This is a genomic window from Micromonospora sp. NPDC047467, from assembly GCF_040643095.1.
Lineage (GTDB): Bacteria > Actinomycetota > Actinomycetes > Mycobacteriales > Micromonosporaceae > Micromonospora.
This window is the reverse complement of sequence record NZ_JBEYTO010000001.1, coordinates 161,335-186,359: the sequence shown is the minus strand read 5'-3', so window position 1 is coordinate 186,359 and position 25,025 is coordinate 161,335. Positions and strand designations below refer to the sequence as shown.

Here is a 25,025-nt window from a genome sequence, read left to right as displayed (position 1 = left end):
CCGGTGCTGCAGTTCACGGGTGCGGGATGTCCGGCCACGGGGAATTCCATGACGTTCACTACGCAGTTCAACGGTCTGGCCGACCCATGACCTGCCACACCTCACCCGTGGGCACGGATCTATTGAATAGGAGCTAAATGCATGGCAACGATCGCAATCGTGGGATTCGGCGACATGGGCGAGCAGTTGGCGCCTCATCTCCTCGCTGCCGGACATCAAGTGCGAGTATCTGATATCTCGGACTCCCGGCTCGAAGCAGCTAGGCGCATGGGGACGACCGCGGTCGCGTCGGCCGCAGAAGCGGCGCGGGGCGCTGATGTGATCTTCGGCCTCGTGATGTCGAATGACATCCCGACCGCCTACCTGGGTGACGATGGAATACTCGCCGGCGCCCAGCCTGGTGCATCAGTGCTGATCTGCTCGACCACCACCCGAGCAATCGTCGACCAGGTCCGCGCGGCGGCGCCCAGCGGAGTGGCCGTGCTCGACTCGCCCATCGTTGGCGGTGTGAAGTACGCGCGCGAGCGGGCGATCACGTTCCTGGTCGGCGGATCGGCCGACGATTTCGAGCGGGTGAAGTCGGTACTCGATGGTCTCGGCAGATCCCGGCACGTGGGTGAGTTCGGTGCGGGCGTGGACTACAAACTGATCACCAACGTAGCCATCATGGCTGCGGAGGCGGGACTACGCGAGGCGCTGGACCTCGCGGACATCCTCGGACGCGACTATGAGACCTCGTTGGAGTTGATGGCGGCTGGGCCTATGAGAGCGGTCGTGGAGCGTGCTCTGGACGTCGCCAACCCTCGTCCGCTACGTCGCTCTGCGGAGGACGACGACACGCTGGTGTCTGTCGTCGAGGACCCGGCCAGGTTGCTGCCGATCTCCACCGCGGGCCGACAGCGACTGTGGGAAGCGGTCAACGTCGATCCGAATTTCGAACCCGACTTCGTGGACCTGACGCGCAAGACCACCTCGCGCGCCGCCAGCATCCGCTCTTAGGCCAGCAGACCCACCAGAGGAGATGACGTATGACTACTATCCCGACAAGCAAGAAGATCAATCCTGAGCCGATCCGCGATCCCGATTCCGACCACCTGTTGACACCGCAAAACTGCGCCATTGCGTTCATCGACTACCAGGAAGGCCAGTACGCCACAGTCGGTTCCGCCAGCCGGGAGGAGATCAACCTCGGTGTGGTGACGCTGGCGCAACTGGCGCGAGCTTATGAGATTCCGACGGTCGTGACCACCGTGGCGGTGGGAATGGGCGTGCACAAGCCGACGGTCGACGAGATCACCCGTGAACTACCCGGCATCACTGAAATCGACCGGACAGGTGTCAATTCCTGGGAGGATGCGGACTTTCGGGCTGCGATCGTGGCCACTGGACGCAAGAAGATCGTGATGGCCGGCCTGTGGACAGAGGTCTGCCTCGCGTTCCCAACCCTGGACATGCTCTTGGAGGGCTATGAGATCTACCCCGTGATCGATGCCGCTGGAGGCGTTTCAGCGGTCACCCACCACGCAGCCATCGACCGCATGCTTCAGGCCGGGGCGCAGCCGATCACCTCGCTGGCGTTCGGTTGTGAACTCATGCGGAACTGGGCCCGCTCGGACGCTGACCGGTACCGGACCATCATCAACGACTACTTCCGCCGCAAGCGTGAAGCAGGGCAATCCGCAGGTGACCTGTTCTCCTAGTCCCGTCTTTCATCAAGCCTGGTGGTTGGTGCGTTGTGGCGTTCCGGGCGTGGTGGTGGTCGCTGGGTAAGGCTCAGTAAAGATCGCCCGGTCGGCACCTACACCGTTCACCTCGCTGAGGGATGACCCGTCGGCCGGGTGGACTTCGTCGACTCCCCCAAGGTGGATGGCGAGCGAATCGTCTTCCACATCGAAGTAGGCCGGAAGTTCGGTGGACGGCGCCTGGCTGGGCTGCTGGTCCGCGAAGTGCTCGCGGACAGCATTCGCACGGATGTCGCCATCGTTCCGGTCTGCCCGCTGTTTGCGGGCCATTTGAGAAGGTATGGCGATGAGCTCGTCGCCGCGTGCCGACGTGGTGGACCTGGTGCCGCATCCACCCGTACGACTGAGAACGACGCCCGCTCGGCGCGTGACGGAAGCTACGGCCGTCACGCGCCGAGCGACAGCCATCCGCGCCGCCGCGGGCCGGTCAGCGGATGTTCGTCTGAACCGCCGTGGCAATCGGCGTCGAGCCCTGAGTGAGCTCGAGGATCCGCCGGCGGATCCGGGGCTCATGGAGCAGTTCCGCCAGGGTGGCGGCGACGTCCTCGCGGGAGATCTCGTCGTACGGCTGCGCCGGACCGAGGGCTATCGCCCCGATTCCGGCGTGATCGACAAACGCCGATGGCCTGAGGATCAGCCAGTCGAGACCACTTTCAGACACGGCGACGTCGATGAGCTTCTTCACCGCGAAGTAGAACTCCACGTCCTCGTCGAATTCCTGGCCCCGCCCGGCCTCGGGAAGCACCGATACCAACGTGAAGCGCTTCACTCGGGCGATACGCGTCGCTTCGAGGGCCTTCACCACGCCGTCACCATCGATGGCCGCCGTGACCTCCCTGGCGCCTCCGTTCGACCCGGCGGTGTACACGACGGCGTCGATCCCTCTGAGCATGGATGCCAGGGAGTCGGGGGTGATGTCCGCGAGGTCGGCGACACGCGCATCGATGCCCCGCGCGGCGAGATCGGCTCTCTGCTCATCGCGACGTACCAGGCCGGAGACCTCATCGCCGCAATCGATCAGGTTCCGCGCGAGCAGCCCTCCGATGGATCCGCTGACTCCGATGATGAATACCTTCATTGCGTGCCCCAGTCCTTCTGATCGGCTCGGTCAGTGTGCCGCCGGGCGTAGCTCGTCCCAGCCTTCCTGCGGTTGGCGCAGGTGCCGCGGAAGACGTACTGCGAGGGGAGCTTGCGCTGACCGCCGGTCCAGGCGATCGGCGGTCGTCGCAGGAGATGAACTGGATGCCCATACCGCGCTCGACCGTGGTGAGCCAGGCGTTCTCCATCGCCGCGCCCCAGCCGGGTCAGATCGGGCTGGCCGGCGAACAGGACGCGCACCTGCTCCTGCACCAGAACGGTCGACGGCACCGTCGTCTCGCGATCGATCGGCCGCCGTGAAACTCGTGGCGCTGGCTGCGATCGGAAACGCCCAGGAAAAGTACTTGAGCACTCTGCGGGGCAAGGCTTTGATGCTGCTTGGAGCGTTGCGGATCGCAGGTCGGTTCAGACCACGACCCCGCCGAGGGCGCGGAACACCTCGTGTTCCGCGCCCTCGGGTGACTCCTGATCCGGGTCAGTCGCCCCGACAGGTCGTGTCCCTGGCCGGCATCGTGCCCTCCACGAGGTACGACGTGGTGAGGTTCAGCGCGCAGGCGTTGCCGCTCAGCACGTAGACGCCGTGCCCGCTCTGGTTGGCGGTCACCAGCCGGGCGCGCTGCCCGAACTTCTCGCGGAGCAGCTTGCCCCCCGCCAACGGGGTGACCGGGTCCTGCCGGTTCTGCAGGACCAGCACGTTGCGCGGCCCCTTGTCACTGATCGCGACGGGCGGCTCGGACGGCTCGTACTTCCAGTAGGCGCACGGGGTGATGTTGGCGCTGGCCGCACCGAAGAGCGGGTACCGCTTGCGGTCCTCTGCGACGGCCCGCCGATAGGTCGCGACGTCCTTGGGCCACTGGACGTCATTGCAGGTGACGGCGAGGAACACGGTGAAGGCGTTGTCGTTCGGGCTGGGCGCCGCCGCCGTCTCCGCCTGCGACGGTGCCTGGCCGGGATCCAGGTACGACTGCCAGGTCCGCGCGAGGTTCCCGTACTGCCTCTCGTTGTAGAGGTAGGCGAACGTGATGCCCCGGAAGAATTCGCCGGTGAGCCCGTCGGGCGCCGGCGTCCGGTCGAACCGCTCGGCGAGGGTCAAGTAGGTCCTGCGCACCTGCTGTGGAGTGCGACCCAGCCCGTAGGAGTCGTGTCGCGCCGCCGCCCAGGTCGCGAAGTCGGGGAACGTCTGCTCCATGCCGAGCGCGAACCGCCGCAGGCCGTCCCGGTCGAGGTGGGTATCGCCGATGTTGCTGTCCAACACGATCCGATCGGTGCTCCTAGGGAACATCGAGGCGTACGCCGCACCCAACGCAGAGCCGTAGGACGCCCCGTAGAAGCTCGCCTTTTCCTCACCGAGCGCGGCCCGGATCCGGTCCAGGTCACGGGCCATGTTGGCGGTCGTCAAGTGCCGCAGCCGCCCGTCGGTGTCGTTCTCCGCGCACCGGGCGGCGACCTCCTCGGCGACCTCCGCGTGCCGGGTCACGTCCGCGTCGTCGACCGCGTACGGCGGAATGTTGGCCCAATAGGCGTCGCCGAGGACGAAGCCGCAGCTCACCGGCGCCGAGTGCCCGACGCCCCGGGTGTCCATGCCGATCAGGTCATAGGCATCCATGACGCTGGCCGGCAGCCCTTGGCCGGCCAGGAAACCCGGCTGATCCAGCCCGGTGCCGCCCGGCCCGCCGGGGTTGAACATCAGCACACCGCGCCGCTTCTCCGGCTTCGTGCTCGCGATCCGCGACACCATGATCTCGATCTGGGTGCCGCCGGGGTCGCGGTAGTCCAGCGGAACCGGCACCTTCGCGCACTGCACCTGTCCCTGTACCGCAGGCGGCACCACCACGTCCTGCGGGCACGCCGCCCACTGCAACCCCACCGTCGGTCTCCCGGCCGTCGACTCCCCGGCCGTCGCCGGGATGACCGCAGCCAAGGCACCGATCATGCCGAGTATCCCGATCAGGGCGATGCCATGCCTTCGATACACGTCCAGGTCTCCTGTTCTTCGATGTGGTGGCCTACCCGGATGCGACGCCGCGCCTCTTTGGCTCAACCAGGTCACAAACCATGTCGGGCCTCCATCCGCCGCCGAGGCGGACATGCCTCAATGACAGCGGCCCTCGCGGCCGCGCGTCAGTGCTGCCACGTCACCGCCACGTGTGACGTGGCGGCACTGGCCGCGTTCCGACACGTCAGTAGGCTGAATCTCCCGCGCGGACGTCAGCTAGGAACGGGGAGGCGGCGACCTCCTGCCCTGGGTCGAGTCCCGAGTGCGGACACCTCCGAGGTGGCCCTGGAGCGCATGCGTCAAGGTCGCCCCCGGCCTCACCTCCGAGGCGTCCCACTGGACCCGTTCACCATCCGGCGATCAACGTCTCCGTCGCCTCGACGGTGAGGGCGTTGTCGTAGTCGGCGTCCTTGTCGTCCGGCTGGACAGCACGGCGAGGACGATAGGCGCGCGGTCCGGCGACCAGATGACCGCGATGTCGTTGCGGGTGGTGTCGCCGTGCAGGCCGAGCGCGCCGCGTACCAGATCCCGCGGCGATCGGCGTGATGGTAGCGGCGCGGATCACGTCGGGCAGCATCGAGAACGGCAGCAACTGCATGCCGGCGAGGATCCGCCGGCCGCCGCTCTCACAGCCAGTCGTGTCCGCGGGCGTAGCGGGCCGCTTCGTGGCGGGTCCGGGTCTGGGTCTTGCGCATGGCGTTGGAAAGGTAGTTGCGTACGGTGCCCGGGGCAAGGTGGAGCCGGGCGGCGATGTCGGCGACCGAGTAGCCCTCGCCGGTGACCCGCAGCACGTCGGCTTCGCGGTCAGTGAGCGGGCAGTCCTCGGTGACGGCCAGCGCGGAGACATCCGGGTCGATCCAGCGTTTACCCGCGTGCAGGGTGGCGATGACCGAGGTGATGTGGGCCGGCTCGGCGGACTTGCTGACGAAGCCCTGGACGCCGAGCCGCAACGCCTTGCGCAGCACACCGGGGCGGGCGTGCCGGGTCAGCATGAGGATCACCTGCTCCGGTCGCGCTTGACGGATCTGCGCGACCGCGTCGAGACCGTCCATGCCAGGCATCTCCAGGTCGATGACCAGCACCTCGGGCCGGTGCCGCAGGGTGGCCTCGACGGCCTTCTCTCCGTTCTCGGCCTCAGCGAGAACGGTGATGTCGCCTTCCATCGGCAGTAGCGCGGCCAGGGCCGTACGCAGCAGGACCTCGTCGTCAGCCAGCACGATCGTCGTCATCGGTCGTCCTCCCCCGCGGTCGTTGGGGCCACGCCAGCACGAGCGGGTCGGAAGACCGCCGCCGTCAGGAACCGCTCGTCCGTCTGGTCCACGGTCAACTCGCCTCCGTCGCCCGCCACCCGCTGCCTGAGTGTCGCCAGTCCCCTGAGCTCGGGGGGCGTGGTGGTGGTCACCCCGTCGTTGACGATGGTGATGCCCGACTCGGCGAGGATGATCTGCACCTGGGTGGCCTGCGCGTGGCGGAGGATGTTGGTGGTCGTCTCGCGCAGCACCTGGCCGAGCAGTTCGCTGGTGCGGGCGTCGACCTCGGCCTCCCGGGTCACCCGCACGCGGATGTCGGCCGCCTCGAACAGGTTCTTCGCGTTCTCGATCTCCGCGGTGAGGTTGAGTCGCCGTTGGGCGTACGCGAGTTCCTTGGTCTGCGCGATGGTGTCACTGACCAGCGCATACGTCTCCCGCAACTCCTTCTCCGCCCGCTCGGTGTCGCGGAGCAGCAGTCGCTGCGTCAGCGCGATCTTCAGCTTGACCACGTGCAGGGTATGGCCCTGGATGTCGTGCAGGTCGCTCGCAAACCGCACGCGCTCCCGCACCACCGCCAGCTCCGCCTCCCGATCCCGAGTTTGCTCGAGCTCCCGGATGAGGTCGTAGAACCGCTCGCCCACCAACGTCAGGACCGTCACCCCGACGGTGAAGAAGGTCGGCACGAGGACGTAGACACCCAGTACGTCGCCGACGTCGTCCCGCTCCACCAACAGCCGTGCCGCACCGACCACGGCGACGTAGGAGAACAGCCCGGCCACCGCCAGCCCTCGACGCCGCCGGACCACGTGCAGTGCGAGGGAGCCCACGACGCAGATACCCCAGAACGCGTTCGGACTGTCGGTGACAAGGACCCCCACCGGCCACACCGCGCCCGCCACGATCACGCAGGGCAGCACGAACCGGGACAGGTCGCCGGCCGTCCACCGTTCGAAGGCCACCAGGGCCGCCACCGCCCCCGGCAGCAGGACGACGACGTGCCACCAGGTACGCGTGTCGATGTAGAGCAGAACCACCGAGGCGAACACCACAGGCGGCAGCGACGTGGCTAGGTTGAGCCGGCGCAGCCGCCCCTGCGTCGACTGAGTGAAGCCCATCGCTCGTTCGGTCACCCTCCCATTATCCGGCGGCCAGCGGCCACGACCAGTGACACCACGTCACAAGCGGCCGTGACACCACGCCACTGACGGGCCGGCTGCGTCCGCGCTGTCATGGGTACATGTCCACCACATCTGTCATCGAGGTCGACCGGCTGAACCTCACCTACGGCGACTTCCACGCTGTCAAAGACCTCTCCTTCCAGGTGCGTGCCGGGGAACTCTACGCGCTGCTCGGCACCAACGGGGCCGGGAAAACCTCGACCCTGGAGGTTGTCGAGGGACATCGGAGGCCGACATCCGGCACCGTACGCGTCTTCGGGCGCAACCCGCAGGACCGCCGCACGGTCCGTCCCCGCATAGGAGTCATGCTGCAGGAGAGCGGATTCTCCCCAGACCTCACGGTCCGCGAGTCCGTCGGCCTGATCGGCCGGCTCAGCGGACGTACGGACGACGTCGACCGGGCGCTCGACGTCGTCGGCCTGACCGACCGGGCCAGCCGGCGAGTGTCCCAGCTCTCCGGCGGCGAGAAACGACGGCTGGACTTCGCCACCGCCGTCTACGGCACCCCGGAGCTGATCTTCCTCGACGAGCCGACCACCGGCCTGGACATCCAGTCCCGCGACGCCGTCTGGGCAACGGTGGACCGGCTACGCGAGAACGGCGCGTCCATCGTGCTCACCACCCACTACCTGGAGGAGGCGCAGCAGCGCGCCGACCGGATCGGGCTGATGCACCAGGGCAGCCTCCACCGCGAGGGCACCGTGGCCGAGCTGACCCGCACCCTGCCGGCCGTCATCCGCTTCTCCCTCCCCGCGCCGGTGCCGTCGCTGCCGCTGCCGGCCGTCGTCGACGCCGGCGGGAAGGCCGTGGTCGAGACCTTCGCCCTGCAGAAGGACCTGCACCTGTTGCTGCGGTGGGCACAGGACCAGGCGGTGGAACTGCGGGACCTGGAGGCCGGGCCGACCCGGCTCGACGACGTGTTCCGCGCCATCAGCAGCTGATTCGTCCCATCGACAGGAGTGCCGCCATGTTGTCCATCGCGTCCAGCGAACTGATCCAGATCTTCCGGAACCGGCTGGTGCTGATCACCAGCCTCATCATCCCGGTGGCCGTCTCTGCCCTCTTCGTCCGCAGGCACGAGACCTTCGCCGCCATCGGCAGCCTCGGTTACATCGCGGCGATGGTGATGTTCACCGTGGCCGCGTTCGGGCTCTACGCCACCGCCGTCACCACCCTGGCTTCCCGGCGCCAGAACCTCTTCCTGAAACGACTGCGGTCCACCGCTGCCGCCGACTCCACCATCCTCGCCGGCCTGCTGCTGCCCCCCACGGCGATCGCGATGGTGCAGGTGGCCGCGATCCTGACCGCGCTGGCCATGGTCGCCGGTAAACCGGCCAACGGCGCCCTACTCGTGGTGGCGGTCCTCGCGACCCTGGCCATGATGATCGGCCTGGCCCTGGCCACCGCGGGCCTGACCAATTCCCCCGAGCACGCCCAGGTCACCACCCTGCCCGTCACGCTCGGCGTGATCGCCGTGGCCAGTTGGGTGGGCATCAGCGGCACTGCGGACCTCGCCTGGCTCAAGCGGCTGCTGCCCGGCGGCGCGGTCACTGAACTGACCATGAACGCCTGGAACGGCGGCGTCGCCGTAACCGACTCCCTGCCCCTGCTCGCCCCCACCCTGGGCTGGGTCGTCATCGCCGTCGCCCTCGCCACCCGACTCTTCCGCTGGGATCCCCGCCGATGAACACCGAACCCCGAGGGCATTCGGACACCTCTTCTTCCTCGGCACCGAGCCAGCCCTCTCGGCCGGGATGGGCTTCCTCGCGACGGAACTGCGGGCGGGGCGCCTCGACGTCGGCGACGTGGGTCCGAGGTCGTGGACGGAGCTTCCCGAGTGGATCGAGGGCGGTACGCCCCAACGCTCGGGACGAGTCGTGTTCCGCGTGAGCGGGCGGCGTAGCACCGCCAGGACCCGTATCTCACCTCGATGTCAGATTTGCGGTGAAGCCACGACAGCACTCTCCGGACCTGTCGACCGCGACGACATCCGCCTGACACGTACCCCCGTACTGGAAAGAAGGTCCGCGTGCCCGCCCCACTTCCCGCACCCGATGCCGACGTCCAGCCCACCCGTCCGCGGCGACGGCGGTGGCTCGGGATCGTCTTCGGCGCCCTCGCCACCGCGGTGGCCGCCGTCACCGTCGGCGTCGAAGCTCTTCAGCTCGGCCTGCCCTGGCAGATGGGCGAGGACGACCGCAATCACGTCTACGAGGGCGACGCCGGTTCGCAGCGCTACCAGGTCCACCTTCCGCCCCAGCACGACGGGACGAACCGGCTGCCGGTCGTCATGGCAATCCACGGCTGCGCGATGACCGGCTACGGATGGAACTCCATGAAGTCCACCACCCAGTTCAACAGCCTGGCCGACCGGAAAGGCTTCATCGTCGTCTACCCCACACAACTGATCTCCCGCAACCTGATCGCCTGCTGGAACTCCACCCGCCCACGGCATCAGCAACGAGGCACCGGGGAACCTGCGCTGCTGGCCGGTGTCGCCCGGCAGGTGGTCGAGAAATACCACGCGGATCCCGCGCGGGTGCACGTGGCCGGCGCCTCGTCGGGCGCGGGGACCGCGATCATCCTCGCCGTGACCTACCCCGACGTCTTCGCCACCGCGACCTCGGTCGCCGGCGGCGAATACGGCCTCGATCAGGTGGACCCCGACGACCCGGACTCGATATCGCCGCTGGACACGGCACGTCAGGCGCGGGCCCAGATGGGCGAACACGCCCGGCGGGTGCCACTGCTGGTCATCCAGGGCGAGCGCGACGAGGTCGTGCCGCCCTTGGTCGCCACCCGACTCGTTGAACACTGGACCATCGTGAGCGACCTCGTCGACGACGGGCTGCCCAACGACAGCCTCGACCTGACCGAGAAGACCGTCTCCGTGCCCGCCACTGCGGGTCGGCACGCGTACACGCACACGACGATCACCGCGCCGGACGGCTCGTCGGTCGTCGAGTCGTACCGCGTCGAGGACATGGGGCACGCCTGGCCGGGCCGTGACGGCGACGGCCGCTACACCGATCACGCGGGCCCCGACGCCAGTGAGATCGTCTGGAGGTTCGCCGAGCGACACCCAATGGCCTGAGGACCACAAGGGAACCGGCGGCGGCACGCCATGCCGCTCTATCAGATGGCGCACTTCGGCACCGTGGCACCCAGGAGATCGCCGAGGGCCGCCGGCTCACCAGAGAACCACGTCCCGCCAGCGCGGCTGCCCCGACATGGGGTCCGGGAATCAGCCGCCGCCGTCGTGCGGGGACGGCGGTACGAGGCGCTGGCGGCCTGGCAGCGATGTTCAGAGCAGGCGCGGCGTTGTCTCATTGCCGGTGATCCGCGTCGGCCACTCTATTGCCACCCATCGATCCGTGGTAGAAATCCTTCGTGCAGCCCGTATCCCAGCTAGGTTTTCTTCTTCAGGAGGTGGCGACGATGAGAACCATTGCCGGGTGGTTGGTGGGTCTCACCGTTGCCGCGGGACTCGTAGCGCCGAACGCCCCGATTGCTGGAGCCGCGACGCTCGCGCAAGCGCCGACCGCTGTGACGTTGTCGGCCGCCGGCCCGCAACCCGGTACCTTCACCGGCCGAGGATTCGACACCTGCACCGCCCCGTCACAGGCCGCGATGGACGCGTGGCGAACCAGCTCGCCCTACCGCGCGATCGGCATCTACATCAGCGGGGACAGCCGCTCCTGCGCCCAGCCCAACCTCACCGCGACCTGGGTTGCCAACCAGACCAGTAACGGATGGCGGCTACTCCCCATCGAACTGGGGTACCAGGCGCCGTGCGGTACCCGCGCGCCGAAAATGTCCGCCGATCCCACAACCGCCCGGTCACAGGGCGTCGCCGCGGCGAACAGCGCCGCGACTGCCGCCCAGGCACTGGGCATCGGCAGTGCGAGCACCATCTACAACGACATCGAGCAGTACCCGTCGAACACGTCGTGCCGGGCTGCCGTGCTGTCGTTCCTGTCCGGCTGGATCGAGCAACTGCACGTACGCGGGTACCTCGCCGGCATGTACTCCAGCGGCAACTCCGGCATCAAGGACGTCTGCGACGCGTACGACAACCCGAACTACACGCGACTCGACCAGATCTGGATCGCCTGGTGGAACGGCGTGGCTGACACGGACGCCGGAAGTTACTGCGCCGATGGTCACTACGCGAACCACCAGCGCCTGCACCAGTACGCGGGCAATGTCACCGAGACGTGGGGTGGCGTGACGATGAACATCGACCGCAACTACCTCGACGTGGCAGTCACCCAGACCCCGCCGCAGCAGTGGGCCGCGACCATCGACAACAGCACCTCGGGAGGGTTCACGGCGGGCGGCGACTGGGGCACGTCGGCCTACTCCGCCCAACGGTTCGGCACCGACTACCGGTTCACCAGTCCAGTGACGTTCAGCGACGTCGCCTGGTACCGGTCGACCATCCCAACGACCGGAAGCTACGAGATCTCGGTATGGTACCCCGCCGACGCCGGCTACAACAACCAGACGCCCTATCTCGTGGCGACCACCACCGGAAGTAGGTCCGTGTCCGTCAACCAGCGGATCAACGGCGGTCGGTGGGTCTCGATCGGCGTATTCACCCTGGCTGCGGGCACGGGCAACAAGGTCGGTGTGAGCCGCTGGACCAGTGGCACTGGATTGGTCGTCGCCGACGCGGTGCGGATCACCCGGGTCTGAGCTCGCTCACTGGTCGGTGCCCCTAGATTCCGGGCCGTCTGCCGGCGATGGTGCGCGGTCTGCCGGTGATCCGGTGTCGGGGTGACGATGTCGAGACGGACCTGCGCGTTCACAGTGCGGCTCCTTCCGTAGTTGCCCAGCCGTTGCGCCAACGGTCGGCCCAGGCGCTATCGCGGCGCATTCACGGCGACATCGTGATCGTCCCCGGCGACTAGAAGTGTTCTTTCGCCACGCCGAGCGTCTGGGCGTCAACGGCGGCCGACTCCGCGCGCGCCGCGGGTCGGGTGGTGGCCCGGCCCGCGGCGTCGGTCGTTCCCCGGCCGGGCGCGTCCGCCGCGAGTCGCGGATCACTCCGAGGCGACGGCCTCCAGGATCGCGTCGCGGGACGCGGTCACCTCCCGGCGCAGTTCGTCCAGGTCCACGCCGACCAGGCGCCCGTCCGCCTTGCGAATCCGTCCGGCCACCACGACGGTCTCGATGTTGCGGGGGTCCGCCCCGAGCACCAGGGTGCCGACCGCGTCGTTGAGCGGCATCGTGTTGATGTCATCGGCCCTGACCACCAGCAGGTCCGCCTGCTTGCCCGGGGTGAGGGAGCCGGTCACGTCGCCGAGTCCGTTGGTACGGGCCCCCTGCAGCGTGGCGAAGTCCAGCACGTCGCGGGTGGTGATCCGGTACGGCACGGTGTCCGTGCCGTAGGCGGCGTTTACCGCACGCATGCGCTGGATCGCGTGCAGTGCTCGCATCTGGGTGAACATGTCGCTGGCCAGTGCGACCTCCACGTCGATGCTGAGCCCGGGCCGGATACCGGCGGCCAGCGCCTCCTCGATCGCGGGCACCGCCGTCTCCAGACCGATCTGCGCGTCGGAGGTCGGCGCCAGCGACACGGTGACGCCGGCGTCGCCCATCGCCCGCCACGCGTCCGGAGTGAGGCCGGTGGCGTGGATGAGGGTCAGGCCCGGGTCGAGCAGGCCGTCGGCAGCCCAGCGCAGGATCGCCGCGGAGGACGGCGCGCCGAACACCGCGTCGATGCTGACACCGAGGCCGAGATCGCGGGCGACGGCCGCCAGTTCCGGCCCGTAGGCCAGTGCCGGGCCGGCGATCTCATCGGTGGCCAGCGCTGCGAGGCGCAGCGTCACCAGGCCGTCGTTCACCCCGTGGTACGCCCCACGCAGGCGTTCCAGGTCGCCGGGCCACTGGCGGTCCCAGTCGCCGAAGTGTGGCCCCATCGATGCGTGCACGCCCCGGATGCCGGTGTCGACCAGCGCCTGGATCGCCGCGTCCGAATGCGCCGCCGTGCGGGAGTTGTGCGAGAAGTCCAGCATCGTGGTGATGCCGGCATCGAGGGCGGTGAGAGCGGCGAGGCGGGTGCCCACGTACATGTCGTGCGGCGTGTATGCGGGCGCGACCCTGGCCAGCGTCGACATCACGTACTCCCCCAGGTCGGTCACGTCGGGGATGCTGCGGCGCAACTGCGCCTGCCAGGCGTGCCGGTGGGTGTCGACGAATCCGGGGCTGACGATCCGACCGGCGGTGTTGATCACGGTGGCGCCCGCCGCTTCCGGGTGCGACCGAAGGTCGGGGCCGACCGCGGCGATCCGGTCCCCGCTTACCAGCACGTCACCTCGCTCCAGGTCGCCGATTCGCGGGTCCATCGTGACGACCGTGCCGCCGGTGAACAACAGCATTGTGGTGTCTCCTTCGCTACGTGTGGTCACTGTCGGTGGAACACATATCCGGCGTGGTGCAGCACGCCGTCGGTGAACAGGCCGTACGCCCAGAAGCCCAGGTCGTCGTGGTAGACGATCCGGTCGCCGTCGATCCAGAACGACCCCTGGTACGCGTGTGGCCGTCCACCCCGTGTCTCGTCGTACCGGCCGCCGGCGGTGAGTTCCTGGTGCACGAAGCCGCTCTCGTCGATCCACATGCCGAGGTACGGGCTCTGCTCCGACCGCGGGCGGACTTCGGGCTCGATCGGGGCGGGCGTGAGCCGGCGGCCATTGACAAGCGCGATCTCACCGTCGACGACGATCGCGGCTGCCTGTTCTGGACGCCAGACGATCATCTCCAGGGCGGACGCGCCCGAGGTCCGGTCGGCGACCACGGCGAAGGTGGCAGGGTTACCGGGCGTGAGCGCGCCGACCCGGTTGGCGGGGCTGGCGCGCAGGCCGGCAACGGCGGCACCGTCGATGACCGCCGGCACGATGGTCAGTCCGGTGCAGTCGACGACGATCGCGCCGTCGTCCTCGGCGGCGGTGTGCAGGCCCGGCCCGACTCCGACGATCACCTCGCCGCCGAGCAGCAGGTCGGCGGCAGAAAGGTCACCAATCGCCGGGTCGAGCGTGTGGATGGTGGCGTTGACGAACATCAGTGGGCGACGCCGGTCACCGGTATTCGCGGTGATCCTCGCCAGCACCGCCTCGTCGAGCATCGGGATGCTCACGACGTACCTCCGAAAGGGGTTGGGGTTTGGTCCTCCCACCGTCGGACGTATCGGGGCCGGCAACCAGACCGGGCGTAACCGGGGTGCGGCGCACCCTGCCTGGTCGAAGCCAGCCTGGTTACCGTTGGTGGCATGCCAACCACCGCGCTCGGGACGTTCCTCACCGCTCGGCGTGCCCGGCTCACGCCGGGCGACGTCGGCCTCGTGTCCAGCGGCGTCCGGCGGGTCGCGGGGCTGCGCCGCGAGGAGGTCGCGGTGCTGGCCGGGGTGAGCGTCGACTACTACACCCGTCTGGAGCAGGGACGGGAGCGCAACCCGTCAGCTTCGGTGCTGGACGCTGTGGCCCGGGCGCTGGACCTCGGACCGGACGCCCGCGACCATCTCTTCCGGTTGGCGGACATATCGCCCGGCAGTGCGCCGGGTCCCGCCCGGCCCCGGGTCGAGCAGAGCCTGCGGGAACTGCTCGACGCCTGGCCGGACACTCCGGCGGTGGTCATCGACCGGCGGCTCGACCTGCTGGCCCGCAACGCGCTGGCGGATGCGTTCTACGCGGACTTCGCCGAGGCGGACAACATCGTCCGGATGACCTTCCTGGACCAGGCTGGCGGCACGTTCTTCGTCGACTGGCAGCGAGCCGCCGAGGCGTGCGTGGCGAACCTGCGCCTGGCCCTCGGTCATGACCCGCACGACCGGCGGGTGCGGGAGCTGGTCCAGGAGGCGGGTGCGGCCAGCCCGGAGTTCCGCCGGCTGTGGGCGCGCAACGACGTGCAGGGCAAGACGCACGAGACGAAGAGGTTCCGGCACGGCGCGGTGGGCGAACTGACGCTGTCGTATCACACGTTCGACGTGCGGGGCGCAGCCGGCCAGCAGTTGATCGTGTACCGCGCGGAGCCGCGCAGCCGAAGCGCTGAGGCGCTTCGGCTGCTGGGCACGCTGGCCGCCAGCAACTGGCCCATGTGAGGCCTTCCGTCAGGTCGCCGGCGAACTCCATCTGGGTGGGGTCACTGGCGTACGTCCTGTTCTTGTCGCGGAAGGCGACGGATCACGTCTGTCGGTGCCGGTGCCCGGCTGTGTAGGCGGGTCAGACCGACCCCGACGAGCACGACCACCATTCCGATGGCGATCCGGAGGCCGAAGGCCTCGTCGAGCACGATGACCCCCAACGCCACCGAGACCACCGGCAGCAGATAGCCGACGGTCGCCGTGTTGGTGGCGCCCTCGGCGGCGATCTCCCGGTAGGTGAGGTGGAAGGTGGCTCCGGTGGCGACGACGCTATTCGCCCTTGGTCGGTGCGGGCGAGCGGCCGCGGTAGCCGATGGCGCCCTCGCGCACCCGCTGGTAGGTGCCGACGAATGCGTCGCCAGGGCCGGTGAACGCGACCGTCCCGGTGTTGCCGCGCTTGTCCCGCCAGCTCGCCCTGGCCAATGGCAACGAGTCGGCACCGATCGCGAAGGTGATCCCGTTCGAGCGGTACCAGCCGCCGCCCCATCCCTCCTCCGTGTGGTACCGGTGTTTCGCCATGCCGGCGTCGGGGTGATCGGCCCGCCACCGCCCGGTCAGCGAGCCGCGCAACTCGTGCGGCGACTCCGCACCAGCCGGCCGGCACCAGCCGTAGAAGCCGTCCAGTTCGGCGGTGAAGGTGACCGCGTACTCCGCGCCGGAAGCGTCTGCCCAGGCGAGGTCTGCGAGCAGGCTCTGCTCGCCGCGGTCCACGTACGCGATGACCGTCGGGCCGGGCTGCCACGCGCCGCCCATGGCCTGCAGTATGCGGGTCGAGTACCGGAGCACCGGTTCCTCGGCCTCGCGCTGGTCCATGGCCCGCGCGGACCGGCCCCGGTCGAACACCGCGTCGATGGTGATCCGGTTGAGCCAGAGCATGCTGCGGGCGTCAACGGCACTGGCCAGTCGGAGCTTGTTCGCACCCGGTCGCAGCCGGCCGGCGGGTACGGCGAAGTCCATGTGCTGAAAGAGGTCTCCCCCTCCCGGGATGTGCCAGCCGTGCACCAGGCACCGATCGTTGACGGTGATGTCGAACGGCGCGAACCCGACGGCACTGCCCAGCTTCGACACCAGCGCCACGATCCCCAGGGTGGCTTCCCCGTTGGCGTCCGCTGCCGGAACATCGAACGTCATCTCCACGGAGCCGTCGGCGTCCAGCTTGAGATGTCCCCCGGCCTCGGTGCCGCGGTTGATGCTCAGGACGGCGTTCGCGGTCGACGCCGGTTTCTGGGCGAAAGTTACGTAGGTCGGTTGCATCGCGCGATGCTATCCGTCGGGCAGAAGGGCAGAGATCGGCCTCGTCAAGGCAACGAGGCCCGGTGCATGCTCGTCCGGCGACAACACCAGCGGTCAGCCCTCATCGTTGACTGTCGTTGCTCGCCGCCGGCCCCCGCATCAGGCACGCCGATCCGCTCAGAAGTCAAGGGAACGCTGAAGACGACGTCCGGCAGTGTCTCAGCCGTGAACGGACGGACGGGCCTGGTCGCTCAGGCAAACCCAAGTGGATCATGTACTAAATTGTGTCCGAGGGACGACACGATCCATTGCCCCACCGCCGATGACACTCAGCGCAACTCTGAAGCTCACGTACGTCCAGCTGTGGTGGTGAGACCTCTTCGGCTTCGCCGAAGAGGCCACCAGCCTGAGGGGCCTGGTCAGGGCACTGCCCGCAGGGATCGGTAGGTACGTCAGATGTCGCCGCGGGTCGTGAATGGCCCCGGCCGGTCGAAGGTGCACCGGCACCGACCGGGGCGAACGCACCGCGCCCAGGCCATACCGCACCGCGTCGTCACGGGAGAGCTTCCCCTGGTGGTAGGCCAAGAGCACGCGTTCGCCGGGGCCGAAGTCGGGTATCCGGCGGCTACGGGCCACAACCAGTGACACCACGTCACACGAGGTCGTGACATGGCGCCACTGACGGGTCGGCGGCGCCCGCGCTGTCATGGGTACATGTCCATTACACCTGTCATCGAAGTCGACCGGCTGAACCTCCCCTACGACGACTGGGAACCCCGCCGATGACCATCGCGCACCGTCGGACGAACGCTGCGCCGTTCGTGAATCCCCCGCTGTCGAATGCTGCGACGCCGCGCTTGACCCTGTTCCGGGGGCAGGGTGTCCGCTGATAGGCGACGCGTCACTGTGTGCCCGCCAGTGAAGCGCTTCGCGCGAACATGTGTCGGTTCTGAATTCAGCAACAGGAGTGAAGAGTGGGAAGCGAGCAGCAAAAGCGCCCAATCGGTGCCGTCCAGGAGGGTGCCAGGGTTGGTGGGCGCCGACGGTTTGCGAGGTCCCTCCGCCCCTGGATCCCCCTGTTCCCGCTGACGGCTATCGCGTTCGTGCTCGCGTGGCTCAACCGGAGTCCGTGGTGGGGTTGGGTACTTGTCGTGGGGCTGCTCGTGGTGCTCGGTGCGACCGTGCGCTCGTGGGCCCGAGGGCACGCGCTGCTCCAGATAGGTGCGTGGCTGCTCGCCGGGACGCTCGTTTTCGGGGCGGCGGTGGTCGCCTATCCACCGCCGCAGACCCGCATCGCAGGCGGCGAGGACCGCTCGCCGTCCGGGCCGGTGCAGACGCAGCAGGGGCCGATCGCCGGCGTCTACAACGACGAGCGCACAGTCGAGGTCTTCGCGGGTATCCCGTATGCGCAGGCTCCGGTGGGGGATCTGCGTTGGCGTGCGCCTGAGCCGCTGAAGCCGCGCGAGGGCGTGTTCACCGCAGACCGGTTCTCCGCCGTTCCGGTTCAGGGCACCTCCACGTTCGTCACGCGGGCGCTCTCGCAGATCGTGCAGGTGCCCCTGGAAGGCACGCTCCTCAATCCGTATCCCGTGAGCGAGGACAGTCTCTCCCTCAACATCTGGCGGAGCACGACACCCGCCTCGGAGGACCTTCCCGTGCTCGTCTACATCCCCGGCGGCGGCTTCGCGACCGGCTCCGGCGCCCTCCCCCTCTACGATGGCGAGGCGCTCGCCTCCCGGGGCCAGGTGATCACCGTCACCGTCAACTACCGGCTGGGGGTACTCGGCTTCCTCTCCCATCCCGAACTGTCCGCCGAGTCCGCGCACGACGCGTCGGGCAACTACGGGATCCTCGACCAGATCGCCGCCCTAGCGTGGGTGCGCGACAACATCGCGGCATTCGGCGGCGACCCCGGCCAGGTCACGATCGCGGGCGAATCCGCCGGGGGCGAGAGCGTCTGCATCCTAGGTGCGACACCGCTCGCCGAAGACCTCATGGACGGCATCATCGCCGGCAGCGGAGCGTGCATGGGCACCACGGGGAACACCGAGCGCGGCGACCAGACTGACACACGCGAGGCGGCAGAGGATGCCGGCCGCCGCCTGAGCGAGCAACTGGGAGGGGCGACCATCGAGGAGATGCGCGGAATGCCCGTCGAGCGCGTCCTGGACGCGGCGGGCGCGCTCGATGCGCACTGGCAGCCCTCCGTCGACGGCCACGTACTCGAGCGATCGCCGGCGGAGACCTACGCGTCCGGGGAGCAACTGGACGTGCCGACCCTGGTCGGCAGCAACGCGGACGAGGCCTCGCTCGCGCTGGCCAGCCCACCGGACACGGACGTCGACGAGTACCGGTCGTCCGCACGCGAGACATACGGTGAGGATGCGGATCGGTTCCTCGATCTGTATCCAGGGGAGACAACGGACCAGGTTCTCGAGTCGCTCATACGGGCCCAAACCGACAAGATCATGACCCGAGCCATGCGGCGCTGGGCTCAACTGCAGACGCAGACGGGTGAGTCGGACGCCTACCTCTACTTCTTCTCACACATCCCTCCCGAGAAGGGGCTTGAGAAGTACGGCGCCTACCACGGCGCCGAGGTCGCGTACGCATACGACAACCTCGGCGCCGACAGCGCCGCCGACTACACGGAGGCCGACTACCGGCTCCGCGACCAGATGAGCGCGTACTGGGTCAACTTTGTCCGCACCGGCGACCCCAACGCACCAGGCCTGCCGCCCTGGCCGACGGTCGAGCAAGCGCCCGACCACGTCATGGAGTTCGCTGGCGGCAGCGGGATGGCACCCCGCCCACGCCCCGACGCCGTCGACTTCTGGATGGACTACGACGGGCCAATCCCCTAGACGAGTAAGTCCGAAGTCGGGTCAGTGGTCGTAGGCGATCAGGGACCTGGTCAGGGGTTGGCCGGTGGTCCGGCTGTGCCAGATCGCGGCGGTCATCGCGAGGAGGCGTTGCGCGACGCGTGCCGCGACGCCTTCGATGCTGCGTCCCGCCGTGCGGTTCGAGGTCGAGTTGGCCCTTCAACGTGTCGTTGACGGACTCGATGAGCTGTCGAACAGGTTTCAGCAGGTGCTCGGCCGGGCGTGGGGCCCGGTTGCGGTACGACGGTCTGAGCAAACGCACCCCACGCTCTGCCAACCACCGGTCCAACTCCGCGGACACGTATCCCTTGTCCGCGACGATCAGCAGGCCTGGACGCTCGGCTATGAGGTCGGTGTCGTGGTCAAGGACAGCCATCAGGACCTGACGTTCGTCGACCTTCGGTGTCGCGAGGGCCCAGGTGATCGGCAAGCCGGCCGGGGTGCAGATCAGATGCAGCCGCAGTCCCCCAGAAGAACCGCGAGTGCGAGGCGCAGTAGCCGTAGCCGGCCCACCCGGCCAGGTCCGAGCGTTTCACGGTCGGTCGGGACCGGCCACGCTCGACCGGCGTCGAGTCGAGCACCCAGGTGGCGTCGGTCCACAGGTCGGTGTCCGCCGCGACCACGCTGATCGCTCGCTTGAGCAGCGGCACCGCCGCCCGCAACCGCTTGTTGTAACCGGACTGCCCGGGCAGGTACGGAAACGCCCCGGGCAGATGCCCGGGGACAAACCGCAGCCAGCGGGCTTCGAACCGCCGTTACAACAAGCGCTTACGGGCGGCGCGGTCCTTCCCGGGCAGGATCAACGTCCTGTCCAACGGACCACACCCAGGTCAACACGGAAACCTACGCAGTCCCGTCTGTAATGGGCCCGTTCGGGTATACGCGGCTGGCCAGCGCTTCGCTCCGAGGTCTGTCCCCAGCCTGCGAGGTAGGAATGCCGGAATCATCGCCGTGCCGTGCACGGGGTGGGTGCCACCCGCCGGGTGACGTCGTTGAGTTGCGGGTGCACGGCGTGATGGGTGCCGGCGCGGATGACATCCTGGATCGGCCGCACGTGCAGCGGGTCGCCGGCGATAGCAAGGGCGGCTTCTACCGGCCCCGCAGAGGCTATGGCGACTCCCGAGGCGCCTGCGGCGTGGTGTTGGAGACATACCGGTGGAGCGAACTACGGAGCGGAGCCGCTGCGAGGACGCTGTCGCTGGTGTTGCTGTTGCCGTTCATGGCATGCAACGCGGCGGCATGGATGCGGCCGAGGGCGAAGGTCAGCGGCGGTGTGGTCTGGGTAGGCTGCAGGCTTGTCGGCCTGAGCCTCACGGCCCTGTACGTCTTGTCTTTCGTCGGCGTGGCGTTGGACCTGCTCGCCTGCAAGTGCATGTCCCTCGGTAGTTGCCTCGGGGGCCGGACCTGGCTGTCCTGGCTCGGCGGTCAACCGATCGGATTGCGCATTGCACTGCTAGCGCTGGTACCCGTCGCCGCGATCTGGGTGTTGTGGCTGGTGGGCTCCCGGTGCGGTCACTGGTACGACAACTTCATCCCACCTACGGGTGAGCCGGCCGACACGGCACTGGGCGCGATCGGGACACATAACGCCACGCCGGGAGTGGCGCGACTTCGCTCCATCCATGTGGCGGCCGGTCTCGCTGTGCTCGATCTCAGTCTAATTGCGGCGTTGTGGGCTGCGCGTGGACCGAGCCTCCTCAACGTCCTGCTCACGTTCTGCGCCGTGCTCATCCTTGTCGCCATTGTCGTACTGCTGTGCGTACCTTCCGTAATCGACGCCGTAGCCGGCACCCCGGTGGTCGATGGGGTGGTCCATGCTCTGCGGTCGACTGCCGTGGTGGTGACGATCGCCGTCATCGGGCGGGTCGCGTTCGACCGCAGCGAGTGGCCCGCCGAAAACGGACTGCCCGGCCACGACGTCGCGGTCGTCCTGCTCTTCGGGACGCAGGGCGTCCTGCTCGCGCTGCTCGGGATCGCTGCACTGGTTGGTCGGGAGGGCAGCCTTAGGAGGCTGCGCTGGGTCGGTCCGCCGCTGTTCGCGTGTCTGGCGGTGGGACTGGCCATCAGCTTCGCCACCGAATTCAACTACCGCGTATCGGACTACCTCGACCGCGACCTGCCTACCCCCGACGTGCTGCCCACCAGCCCTGTTCTGCCATACAAGTGGACGATGTTCGGCTTCTTCGTGTCGGTCATTGGCGCAGTGGTCGCGGGTGCGGTGATGGTGCTGTTCACGCGGAGGCACCGACGGCGGACAGCGGACGGCATCGTCGCGCGCGACTTTCCTGAGGCAGATGCGAGGACGGCCCGACGGCGGGCACAAGTGCGCGACGCAATCGCCCGGGCGCAATTCACGGAGCGACTGTGTCCGCTCGGAGTGACCTACTGCTGCCTCGTCGCGCTGAGCCTGGGTTTCACAGCTCTGGCCCTGGACGAGATGCAGCCGAGCGTCGCCGTGGAGGGCCTGGTCAGCCTGCCGTCCGATTTCGTCAGTGCGGGCACTCAGTTGGGGAGCTACCTGATGGCGTTGCTGTTCGTCGGTTTGTTCTTCGGAGGGCTGTTCGCCGACCGTACGACCACTTTTCATCGCTACATCGGTATGCTATGGGACCTCGGGATGTTCTGGCCGCGTGCCGCTCACCCCTTCGCCCCACCGTGTTACGCCGAGCGCGCCGTGCCCGAACTCGCCTGCCGTATCAGCATGCTGGTCCGGCAAGGGAGGTACGTGTTGGTGGCGGCGCACAGCCATGGGTCGGTACTCGCTCTGGCGAGCGTCCTGCAACTGGATCCGTCCGTGCTCTCCAGGGTTGCCCTACTAACGCACGGCTCCCCGCTGAGACGCTTCTACAGCACGCTGTTCCCGGCGTACGTGGGCAGGGATGTGCTGAGTGAGGCCGGCCGCCGGTTGGGCTGGCGCTGGGTGAACTTGTGGCGTGACACCGATCCCATCGGCAGTTGGATCTTCACGTCCGGACGCGGGGGTGACGACGCGCTGCGGCAGCAGTCCGAGGTGGACCGCCGGCTTCGGGATCCGCAGGATCTCGATGCCCAAGGCCGTGACACTGTGTGGCCCCCGATGTGCGGTCATCAGCCGTGCGTGACGGACGACCGATACGAGGCGGCGGTCTGCGAGCTGTCCGAGCGGCTTCAAATCGGCTGAGATGGTGTAGCCGTCGCCGAACCTCAGGCGCTTCGGAGTGTGGTTCCACCGGCCTGCGGGGACCGAAGGAGCCGCGCAGTGCCGGTCACCGATCGAGCGGACGACGTCGCACGAGGCGGCGTCCGACGTTGTCGTAATGAGCCCGCCGGTGCTCCGTGGGCGCCTCGATCCCGGGTGCGTCGGGCCGCGGCGGCGGTGCGAACCCGAGATTCGAGTGGCACGGCAACGAGCACGCACAGGAAGTTCCCCGAAACTACGAGAGGGTTCAACACCCGGGAGTACGGCCGCAGCTCGGGCATCGCGCAGAGGCGGGCCAGCGGGCCGCAGGCCGGCGGTCATCTCGTCGCCGATCACCTCCTTCACTGGATGAGTGCTGCTGTAGATGACGTTAAGCCGTTCGAGTTCGATGACTGGTTGGTGGACAAGCCCCCTTGAAGCGCGTACACAGCCGATCCGGTAGTGGCGCCGTGTCACCACCGCGTGTGACGCAGTGTCACTGGTCGCGCCCGGTTGCTGACGCATACTGGGTGGTGACCGCGGGATCGCCGCGTTTCAGCGAGACGACGCGGAGATGGGGGTGCCCGCACAACTTGGCGACGTCCAGCGGCGCGTTGTCCACTGAGTCCTGATAACGGGTTCGGCCAGGAGGCCGGTGACATTAAGTGACACATCAACTAGACCGCACCGCGCGTGGTTTGAGATCCACGCTAAGAACACATGGATGACACATGGCAGTAAGAGTGAGTGATGTCCCCGAGGCCAAGCGATACGAGGCCCGCGTCGACGGAGAGTCCAAGGTCGCGGGCGTTGCGCAGTACATCCGTACCACGGAACTCGTCGCTTTCGTACACACCGAGGTCTCGCCGGAGTACGAGGGCAGGGGCGTCGGGGCAGCACTGGCCCGCACCGCCCTCGACGAGGCACGCGCCGCGAACCTGCTGGTCCTTGCCACCTGCCCATTTATCGCGGGGTGGATCGCCAGGCACCCCGAGTATCAGGACCTGGTGTACCAGGCCCACAGCAGGGTCAGTGACTGAACGGCCGAGCATGGCGACGATGCGACGACGGAGGCCGCTATGAGCAGCGGAACCAACAAGAAGGCGTACGAGGGCCAGAAGATCACTGTCACGTTCGAGGCGAGGCGTTGCTTGCACGCCGCCGAGTGCGTCCGCAGCTTGCCGGAGGTCTTCGACCCGGGCCAGCGCCCGTGGATCCGGCCCGACGGTGCCGAGGCCGAGCGCCTGGCCGAAGTGGTGCGGCGCTGCCCCTCGGGGGCACTGCAGTACGAACTCGTGGGCGGCGGGGCCGAGACTGGGACCGGCCCACGCAGATCAACCGCAACTCCGTCGAACAGTTGATCGCGCACGGCGAGCTGAGCGTGCACACGCCGGAAGGCCCGCGCGCCGAGACCAGGGCCCTCCTGTGTGTTTGCGGGCAGAGCCGTCTTCAGCCGCACTGCGACCACGCGGGTCAGCCCTGCGGTCAGACACCGCAGCGCTGACCCGCGACCCGACGACCCGGACTCGACGTCGCCGCTGGACACGGCACGTCAAGCCACGATGTCGTAACCGGCGTCGGTGAGGGCGGCGAGAGTGTAGCGGCGGCCCACCGGGTCGGGAGATCGCTCGACCCAGCCTCGCTGCTCGAACCGCTTGACCCAACCGGCCGGGCAGCAGCAGCAGCGAGACCAGACGCGACGCCCTTGCCGACACCGATGCTGCAGGCCCTGCACGGCGACGCCTTCGCCGACGTCATGATGTCGACCTTCACCCACTACCCCCATCGGGCCGGCCCCCCGGGGCGGCTGGTCGCCTTCGACGAAGCTGTTGTCCGTAATGGAGCACGAGGTCGTCACCGCCGGCCTATCCTCTTTCCGAGGTCAAGCCAGCGACGGGAAAACAACCCACCCGTGTCCCTGATCGACACCGAGGTGTGAGATGCCGTATCTGAGTCCGGTCGCAGTGCAGCGCGTCGAGGGCCTCGTCGTCGCGGCTCTCGCCGTCGTCGTGACCGTCACCGCCGGGTACCCGTGGTGGTCGCTGCTCGCCCTCTTCCTCGTCTTCGACCTGTCCATGCTCGGCTACCTGCGCGGGCCACGCCTCGGGGCCTTCTGCTACAACCTGGCGCACTCCTACACGCTGCCGGTGGCGCTGGGCGCGGTAGCCGTGGCCGCGGCCGGGTTCGGCGACCGGATCAATTGGCTCGGAGTTCTGGCCCTTGCCTGGGTGTTCCACATCGCCGTCGATCGCGGCCTCGGCTACGGCCTCAAGACGGCCGAAGGATTCGAGCACACCCACCTCGGCTTGATCGGCAAGGCCAGAGGGCCTGACCCGCTTTGACGGACAT

At 68.3% G+C, this 25,025-nt stretch carries 23 protein-coding genes and 1 pseudogene; 14 read left to right on the top strand and 10 right to left on the bottom strand.

What is annotated here, in order from left to right; translation table 11 throughout:
- Nucleotides 1-141: 141 nt before the first annotated feature.
- The 3 genes from ABZ780_RS00795 (at nucleotide 142) to ABZ780_RS00785 (ending at nucleotide 2,222) form a co-directional block, all read left to right on the top strand.
- Entirely contained in the window at nucleotides 142-999 is an 858-nt protein-coding gene (locus ABZ780_RS00795) for an NAD(P)-binding domain-containing protein (protein ID WP_082377653.1), read from the top strand.
- A gap of 29 nt (nucleotides 1,000-1,028) precedes the next feature.
- Nucleotides 1,029-1,700, top strand: a complete 672-nt coding sequence (locus ABZ780_RS00790; protein WP_357482776.1) for a hydrolase — start codon at nucleotides 1,029-1,031, stop codon at nucleotides 1,698-1,700.
- Nucleotides 1,701-1,838: 138 nt separating this feature from the next.
- Nucleotides 1,839-2,222, top strand: a complete 384-nt coding sequence (locus tag ABZ780_RS00785; RefSeq protein ID WP_357482774.1) for an N-acetyltransferase — start codon at nucleotides 1,839-1,841, stop codon at nucleotides 2,220-2,222.
- Here ABZ780_RS00785 and ABZ780_RS00780 read toward each other — a convergent pair.
- Nucleotides 2,170-2,820, bottom strand: a complete 651-nt coding sequence (locus ABZ780_RS00780; protein ID WP_357482772.1) for an NAD(P)H-binding protein — start codon at nucleotides 2,818-2,820, stop codon at nucleotides 2,170-2,172. The two genes, ABZ780_RS00785 and ABZ780_RS00780, sit on opposite strands and share 53 nt — an antisense overlap.
- A gap of 164 nt (nucleotides 2,821-2,984) precedes the next feature.
- Here ABZ780_RS00780 and ABZ780_RS00775 point away from each other — a divergent pair, with 164 nt between their 5' ends.
- Nucleotides 2,985-3,140, top strand: a complete 156-nt coding sequence (locus ABZ780_RS00775; protein WP_357482770.1) for a hypothetical protein — start codon at nucleotides 2,985-2,987, stop codon at nucleotides 3,138-3,140.
- A gap of 175 nt (nucleotides 3,141-3,315) precedes the next feature.
- Here ABZ780_RS00775 and ABZ780_RS00770 read toward each other — a convergent pair whose 3' ends face one another.
- The 4 genes and pseudogenes from ABZ780_RS00770 to ABZ780_RS00755 form a co-directional block, all read right to left on the bottom strand.
- Nucleotides 3,316-4,815, bottom strand: coding sequence for an alpha/beta hydrolase (locus tag ABZ780_RS00770; protein ID WP_357482768.1), 1,500 nt, complete (start codon nucleotides 4,813-4,815; stop codon nucleotides 3,316-3,318).
- Between the two features lie 367 nt (nucleotides 4,816-5,182).
- Nucleotides 5,183-5,325 (bottom strand): annotated as a pseudogene (locus ABZ780_RS00765) (class A beta-lactamase); the annotation flags it as partial.
- A gap of 137 nt (nucleotides 5,326-5,462) precedes the next feature.
- Nucleotides 5,463-6,065: a response regulator transcription factor gene (locus ABZ780_RS00760; RefSeq protein WP_184684924.1), complete on the bottom strand. Its 603-nt coding sequence runs from the start codon at nucleotides 6,063-6,065 to the stop codon at nucleotides 5,463-5,465.
- Nucleotides 6,062-7,216, bottom strand: a complete 1,155-nt coding sequence (locus ABZ780_RS00755) for a histidine kinase (RefSeq protein ID WP_356998709.1) — start codon at nucleotides 7,214-7,216, stop codon at nucleotides 6,062-6,064. Before ABZ780_RS00755 ends, ABZ780_RS00760 begins: the two co-directional genes overlap by 4 nt.
- 107 nt (nucleotides 7,217-7,323) lie before the next feature.
- Between ABZ780_RS00755 and ABZ780_RS00750 the strand changes: the two genes are divergently transcribed.
- From ABZ780_RS00750 to ABZ780_RS00735, 4 genes are all read left to right on the top strand, one after another.
- A complete protein-coding gene (locus tag ABZ780_RS00750) occupies nucleotides 7,324-8,205 on the top strand; it encodes an ABC transporter ATP-binding protein (RefSeq protein ID WP_356998705.1) in 882 nt (293 codons plus the stop codon).
- Between the two features lie 26 nt (nucleotides 8,206-8,231).
- On the top strand, nucleotides 8,232-8,951 hold the full coding sequence (locus ABZ780_RS00745; protein ID WP_356998702.1) for an ABC transporter permease: 720 nt from the start codon (nucleotides 8,232-8,234) through the stop codon (nucleotides 8,949-8,951).
- Between the two features lie 342 nt (nucleotides 8,952-9,293).
- Nucleotides 9,294-10,358, top strand: a complete 1,065-nt coding sequence (locus tag ABZ780_RS00740) for a PHB depolymerase family esterase (RefSeq protein ID WP_356998699.1) — start codon at nucleotides 9,294-9,296, stop codon at nucleotides 10,356-10,358.
- 536 nt (nucleotides 10,359-10,894) lie between these two features.
- Nucleotides 10,895-11,962 carry a glycoside hydrolase domain-containing protein gene (locus tag ABZ780_RS00735; RefSeq protein WP_356998696.1) on the top strand — a complete coding sequence of 356 codons (1,068 nt, stop codon included), beginning with the start codon at nucleotides 10,895-10,897 and terminating at the stop codon, nucleotides 11,960-11,962.
- 347 nt (nucleotides 11,963-12,309) lie between these two features.
- Here ABZ780_RS00735 and ABZ780_RS00730 read toward each other — a convergent pair whose 3' ends face one another.
- Nucleotides 12,310-13,647: an amidohydrolase family protein gene (locus tag ABZ780_RS00730; protein ID WP_356998694.1), complete on the bottom strand. Its 1,338-nt coding sequence runs from the start codon at nucleotides 13,645-13,647 to the stop codon at nucleotides 12,310-12,312.
- 26 nt (nucleotides 13,648-13,673) lie between these two features.
- Nucleotides 13,674-14,402 (bottom strand): Atu4866 domain-containing protein, encoded by a 729-nt coding sequence (locus ABZ780_RS00725; RefSeq protein ID WP_357482764.1) that lies wholly within the window; start codon nucleotides 14,400-14,402, stop codon nucleotides 13,674-13,676.
- A 132-nt stretch (nucleotides 14,403-14,534) separates the two neighbouring features.
- On the opposite strand from ABZ780_RS00725, the gene ABZ780_RS00720 reads away from it, so the two are divergent.
- A complete protein-coding gene (locus ABZ780_RS00720) occupies nucleotides 14,535-15,362 on the top strand; it encodes a helix-turn-helix transcriptional regulator (RefSeq protein ID WP_356998688.1) in 828 nt (275 codons plus the stop codon).
- Between the two features lie 41 nt (nucleotides 15,363-15,403).
- On the opposite strand, the gene ABZ780_RS00715 is transcribed toward ABZ780_RS00720, so the two are convergent.
- The gene (locus ABZ780_RS00715) at nucleotides 15,404-15,766 is read right to left on the bottom strand and encodes an EamA family transporter (RefSeq protein WP_357002680.1); all 363 of its coding nucleotides are present in this window, start codon (nucleotides 15,764-15,766) and stop codon (nucleotides 15,404-15,406) included.
- Nucleotides 15,675-16,658, bottom strand: coding sequence for a hypothetical protein (locus tag ABZ780_RS00710; protein WP_357482762.1), 984 nt, complete (start codon nucleotides 16,656-16,658; stop codon nucleotides 15,675-15,677). Before ABZ780_RS00710 ends, ABZ780_RS00715 begins: the two co-directional genes overlap by 92 nt.
- Nucleotides 16,659-17,788: 1,130 nt before the next feature.
- Here ABZ780_RS00710 and ABZ780_RS00705 point away from each other — a divergent pair.
- Entirely contained in the window at nucleotides 17,789-19,501 is a 1,713-nt protein-coding gene (locus tag ABZ780_RS00705) for a carboxylesterase family protein (protein ID WP_357482759.1), read from the top strand.
- On the opposite strand, the gene ABZ780_RS00700 is transcribed toward ABZ780_RS00705, so the two are convergent.
- Entirely contained in the window at nucleotides 19,410-19,949 is a 540-nt protein-coding gene (locus tag ABZ780_RS00700) for a transposase (RefSeq protein ID WP_357482756.1), read from the bottom strand. The two genes, ABZ780_RS00705 and ABZ780_RS00700, sit on opposite strands and share 92 nt — an antisense overlap.
- Before the next feature lie 573 nt (nucleotides 19,950-20,522).
- Between ABZ780_RS00700 and ABZ780_RS00695 the strand changes: the two genes are divergently transcribed.
- The 4 genes from ABZ780_RS00695 to ABZ780_RS00680 all read left to right on the top strand — a co-directional run bounded on the left by ABZ780_RS00695 (nucleotide 20,523) and on the right by ABZ780_RS00680 (nucleotide 25,018).
- Nucleotides 20,523-22,679 (top strand): hypothetical protein, encoded by a 2,157-nt coding sequence (locus ABZ780_RS00695; protein WP_357482753.1) that lies wholly within the window; start codon nucleotides 20,523-20,525, stop codon nucleotides 22,677-22,679.
- A 728-nt stretch (nucleotides 22,680-23,407) separates the two neighbouring features.
- Nucleotides 23,408-23,716, top strand: a complete 309-nt coding sequence (locus tag ABZ780_RS00690) for a GNAT family N-acetyltransferase (protein ID WP_356998673.1) — start codon at nucleotides 23,408-23,410, stop codon at nucleotides 23,714-23,716.
- 39 nt (nucleotides 23,717-23,755) lie between these two features.
- Complete coding sequence (locus ABZ780_RS00685; RefSeq protein WP_357482751.1) at nucleotides 23,756-24,037, top strand: (4Fe-4S)-binding protein; 282 nt, start codon at nucleotides 23,756-23,758, stop codon at nucleotides 24,035-24,037.
- Between the two features lie 579 nt (nucleotides 24,038-24,616).
- On the top strand, nucleotides 24,617-25,018 hold the full coding sequence (locus tag ABZ780_RS00680; protein WP_356998664.1) for a DUF4260 domain-containing protein: 402 nt from the start codon (nucleotides 24,617-24,619) through the stop codon (nucleotides 25,016-25,018).
- Nucleotides 25,019-25,025: the final 7 nt, after the last annotated feature.

Excerpts from the sequence above, each read along its gene's own strand:
- ABZ780_RS00735 (WP_356998696.1), top strand. The coding sequence starts at position 10,895 with ATGGACGCGTGGCGAACCAGCTCGCCCTACCGCGCGATCGGCATCTAC.
- ABZ780_RS00710 (WP_357482762.1), bottom strand. The coding sequence starts at position 16,658 with ATGCAACCGACCTACGTAACTTTCGCCCAGAAACCGGCGTCGACCGCG.
- ABZ780_RS00775 (WP_357482770.1), top strand. The coding sequence starts at position 2,985 with ATGCCCATACCGCGCTCGACCGTGGTGAGCCAGGCGTTCTCCATCGCC.
- ABZ780_RS00685 (WP_357482751.1), top strand. The coding sequence starts at position 23,756 with ATGAGCAGCGGAACCAACAAGAAGGCGTACGAGGGCCAGAAGATCACT.
- ABZ780_RS00795 (WP_082377653.1), top strand. The coding sequence starts at position 142 with ATGGCAACGATCGCAATCGTGGGATTCGGCGACATGGGCGAGCAGTTG.
- ABZ780_RS00780 (WP_357482772.1), bottom strand. The coding sequence starts at position 2,820 with ATGAAGGTATTCATCATCGGAGTCAGCGGATCCATCGGAGGGCTGCTC.
- ABZ780_RS00720 (WP_356998688.1), top strand. The coding sequence starts at position 14,535 with ATGCCAACCACCGCGCTCGGGACGTTCCTCACCGCTCGGCGTGCCCGG.
- ABZ780_RS00760 (WP_184684924.1), bottom strand. The coding sequence starts at position 6,065 with ATGACGACGATCGTGCTGGCTGACGACGAGGTCCTGCTGCGTACGGCC.
- ABZ780_RS00690 (WP_356998673.1), top strand. The coding sequence starts at position 23,408 with ATGGCAGTAAGAGTGAGTGATGTCCCCGAGGCCAAGCGATACGAGGCC.
- ABZ780_RS00745 (WP_356998702.1), top strand. The coding sequence starts at position 8,232 with ATGTTGTCCATCGCGTCCAGCGAACTGATCCAGATCTTCCGGAACCGG.
- ABZ780_RS00680 (WP_356998664.1), top strand. The coding sequence starts at position 24,617 with ATGCCGTATCTGAGTCCGGTCGCAGTGCAGCGCGTCGAGGGCCTCGTC.
- ABZ780_RS00730 (WP_356998694.1), bottom strand. The coding sequence starts at position 13,647 with ATGCTGTTGTTCACCGGCGGCACGGTCGTCACGATGGACCCGCGAATC.
- ABZ780_RS00750 (WP_356998705.1), top strand. The coding sequence starts at position 7,324 with ATGTCCACCACATCTGTCATCGAGGTCGACCGGCTGAACCTCACCTAC.
- ABZ780_RS00790 (WP_357482776.1), top strand. The coding sequence starts at position 1,029 with ATGACTACTATCCCGACAAGCAAGAAGATCAATCCTGAGCCGATCCGC.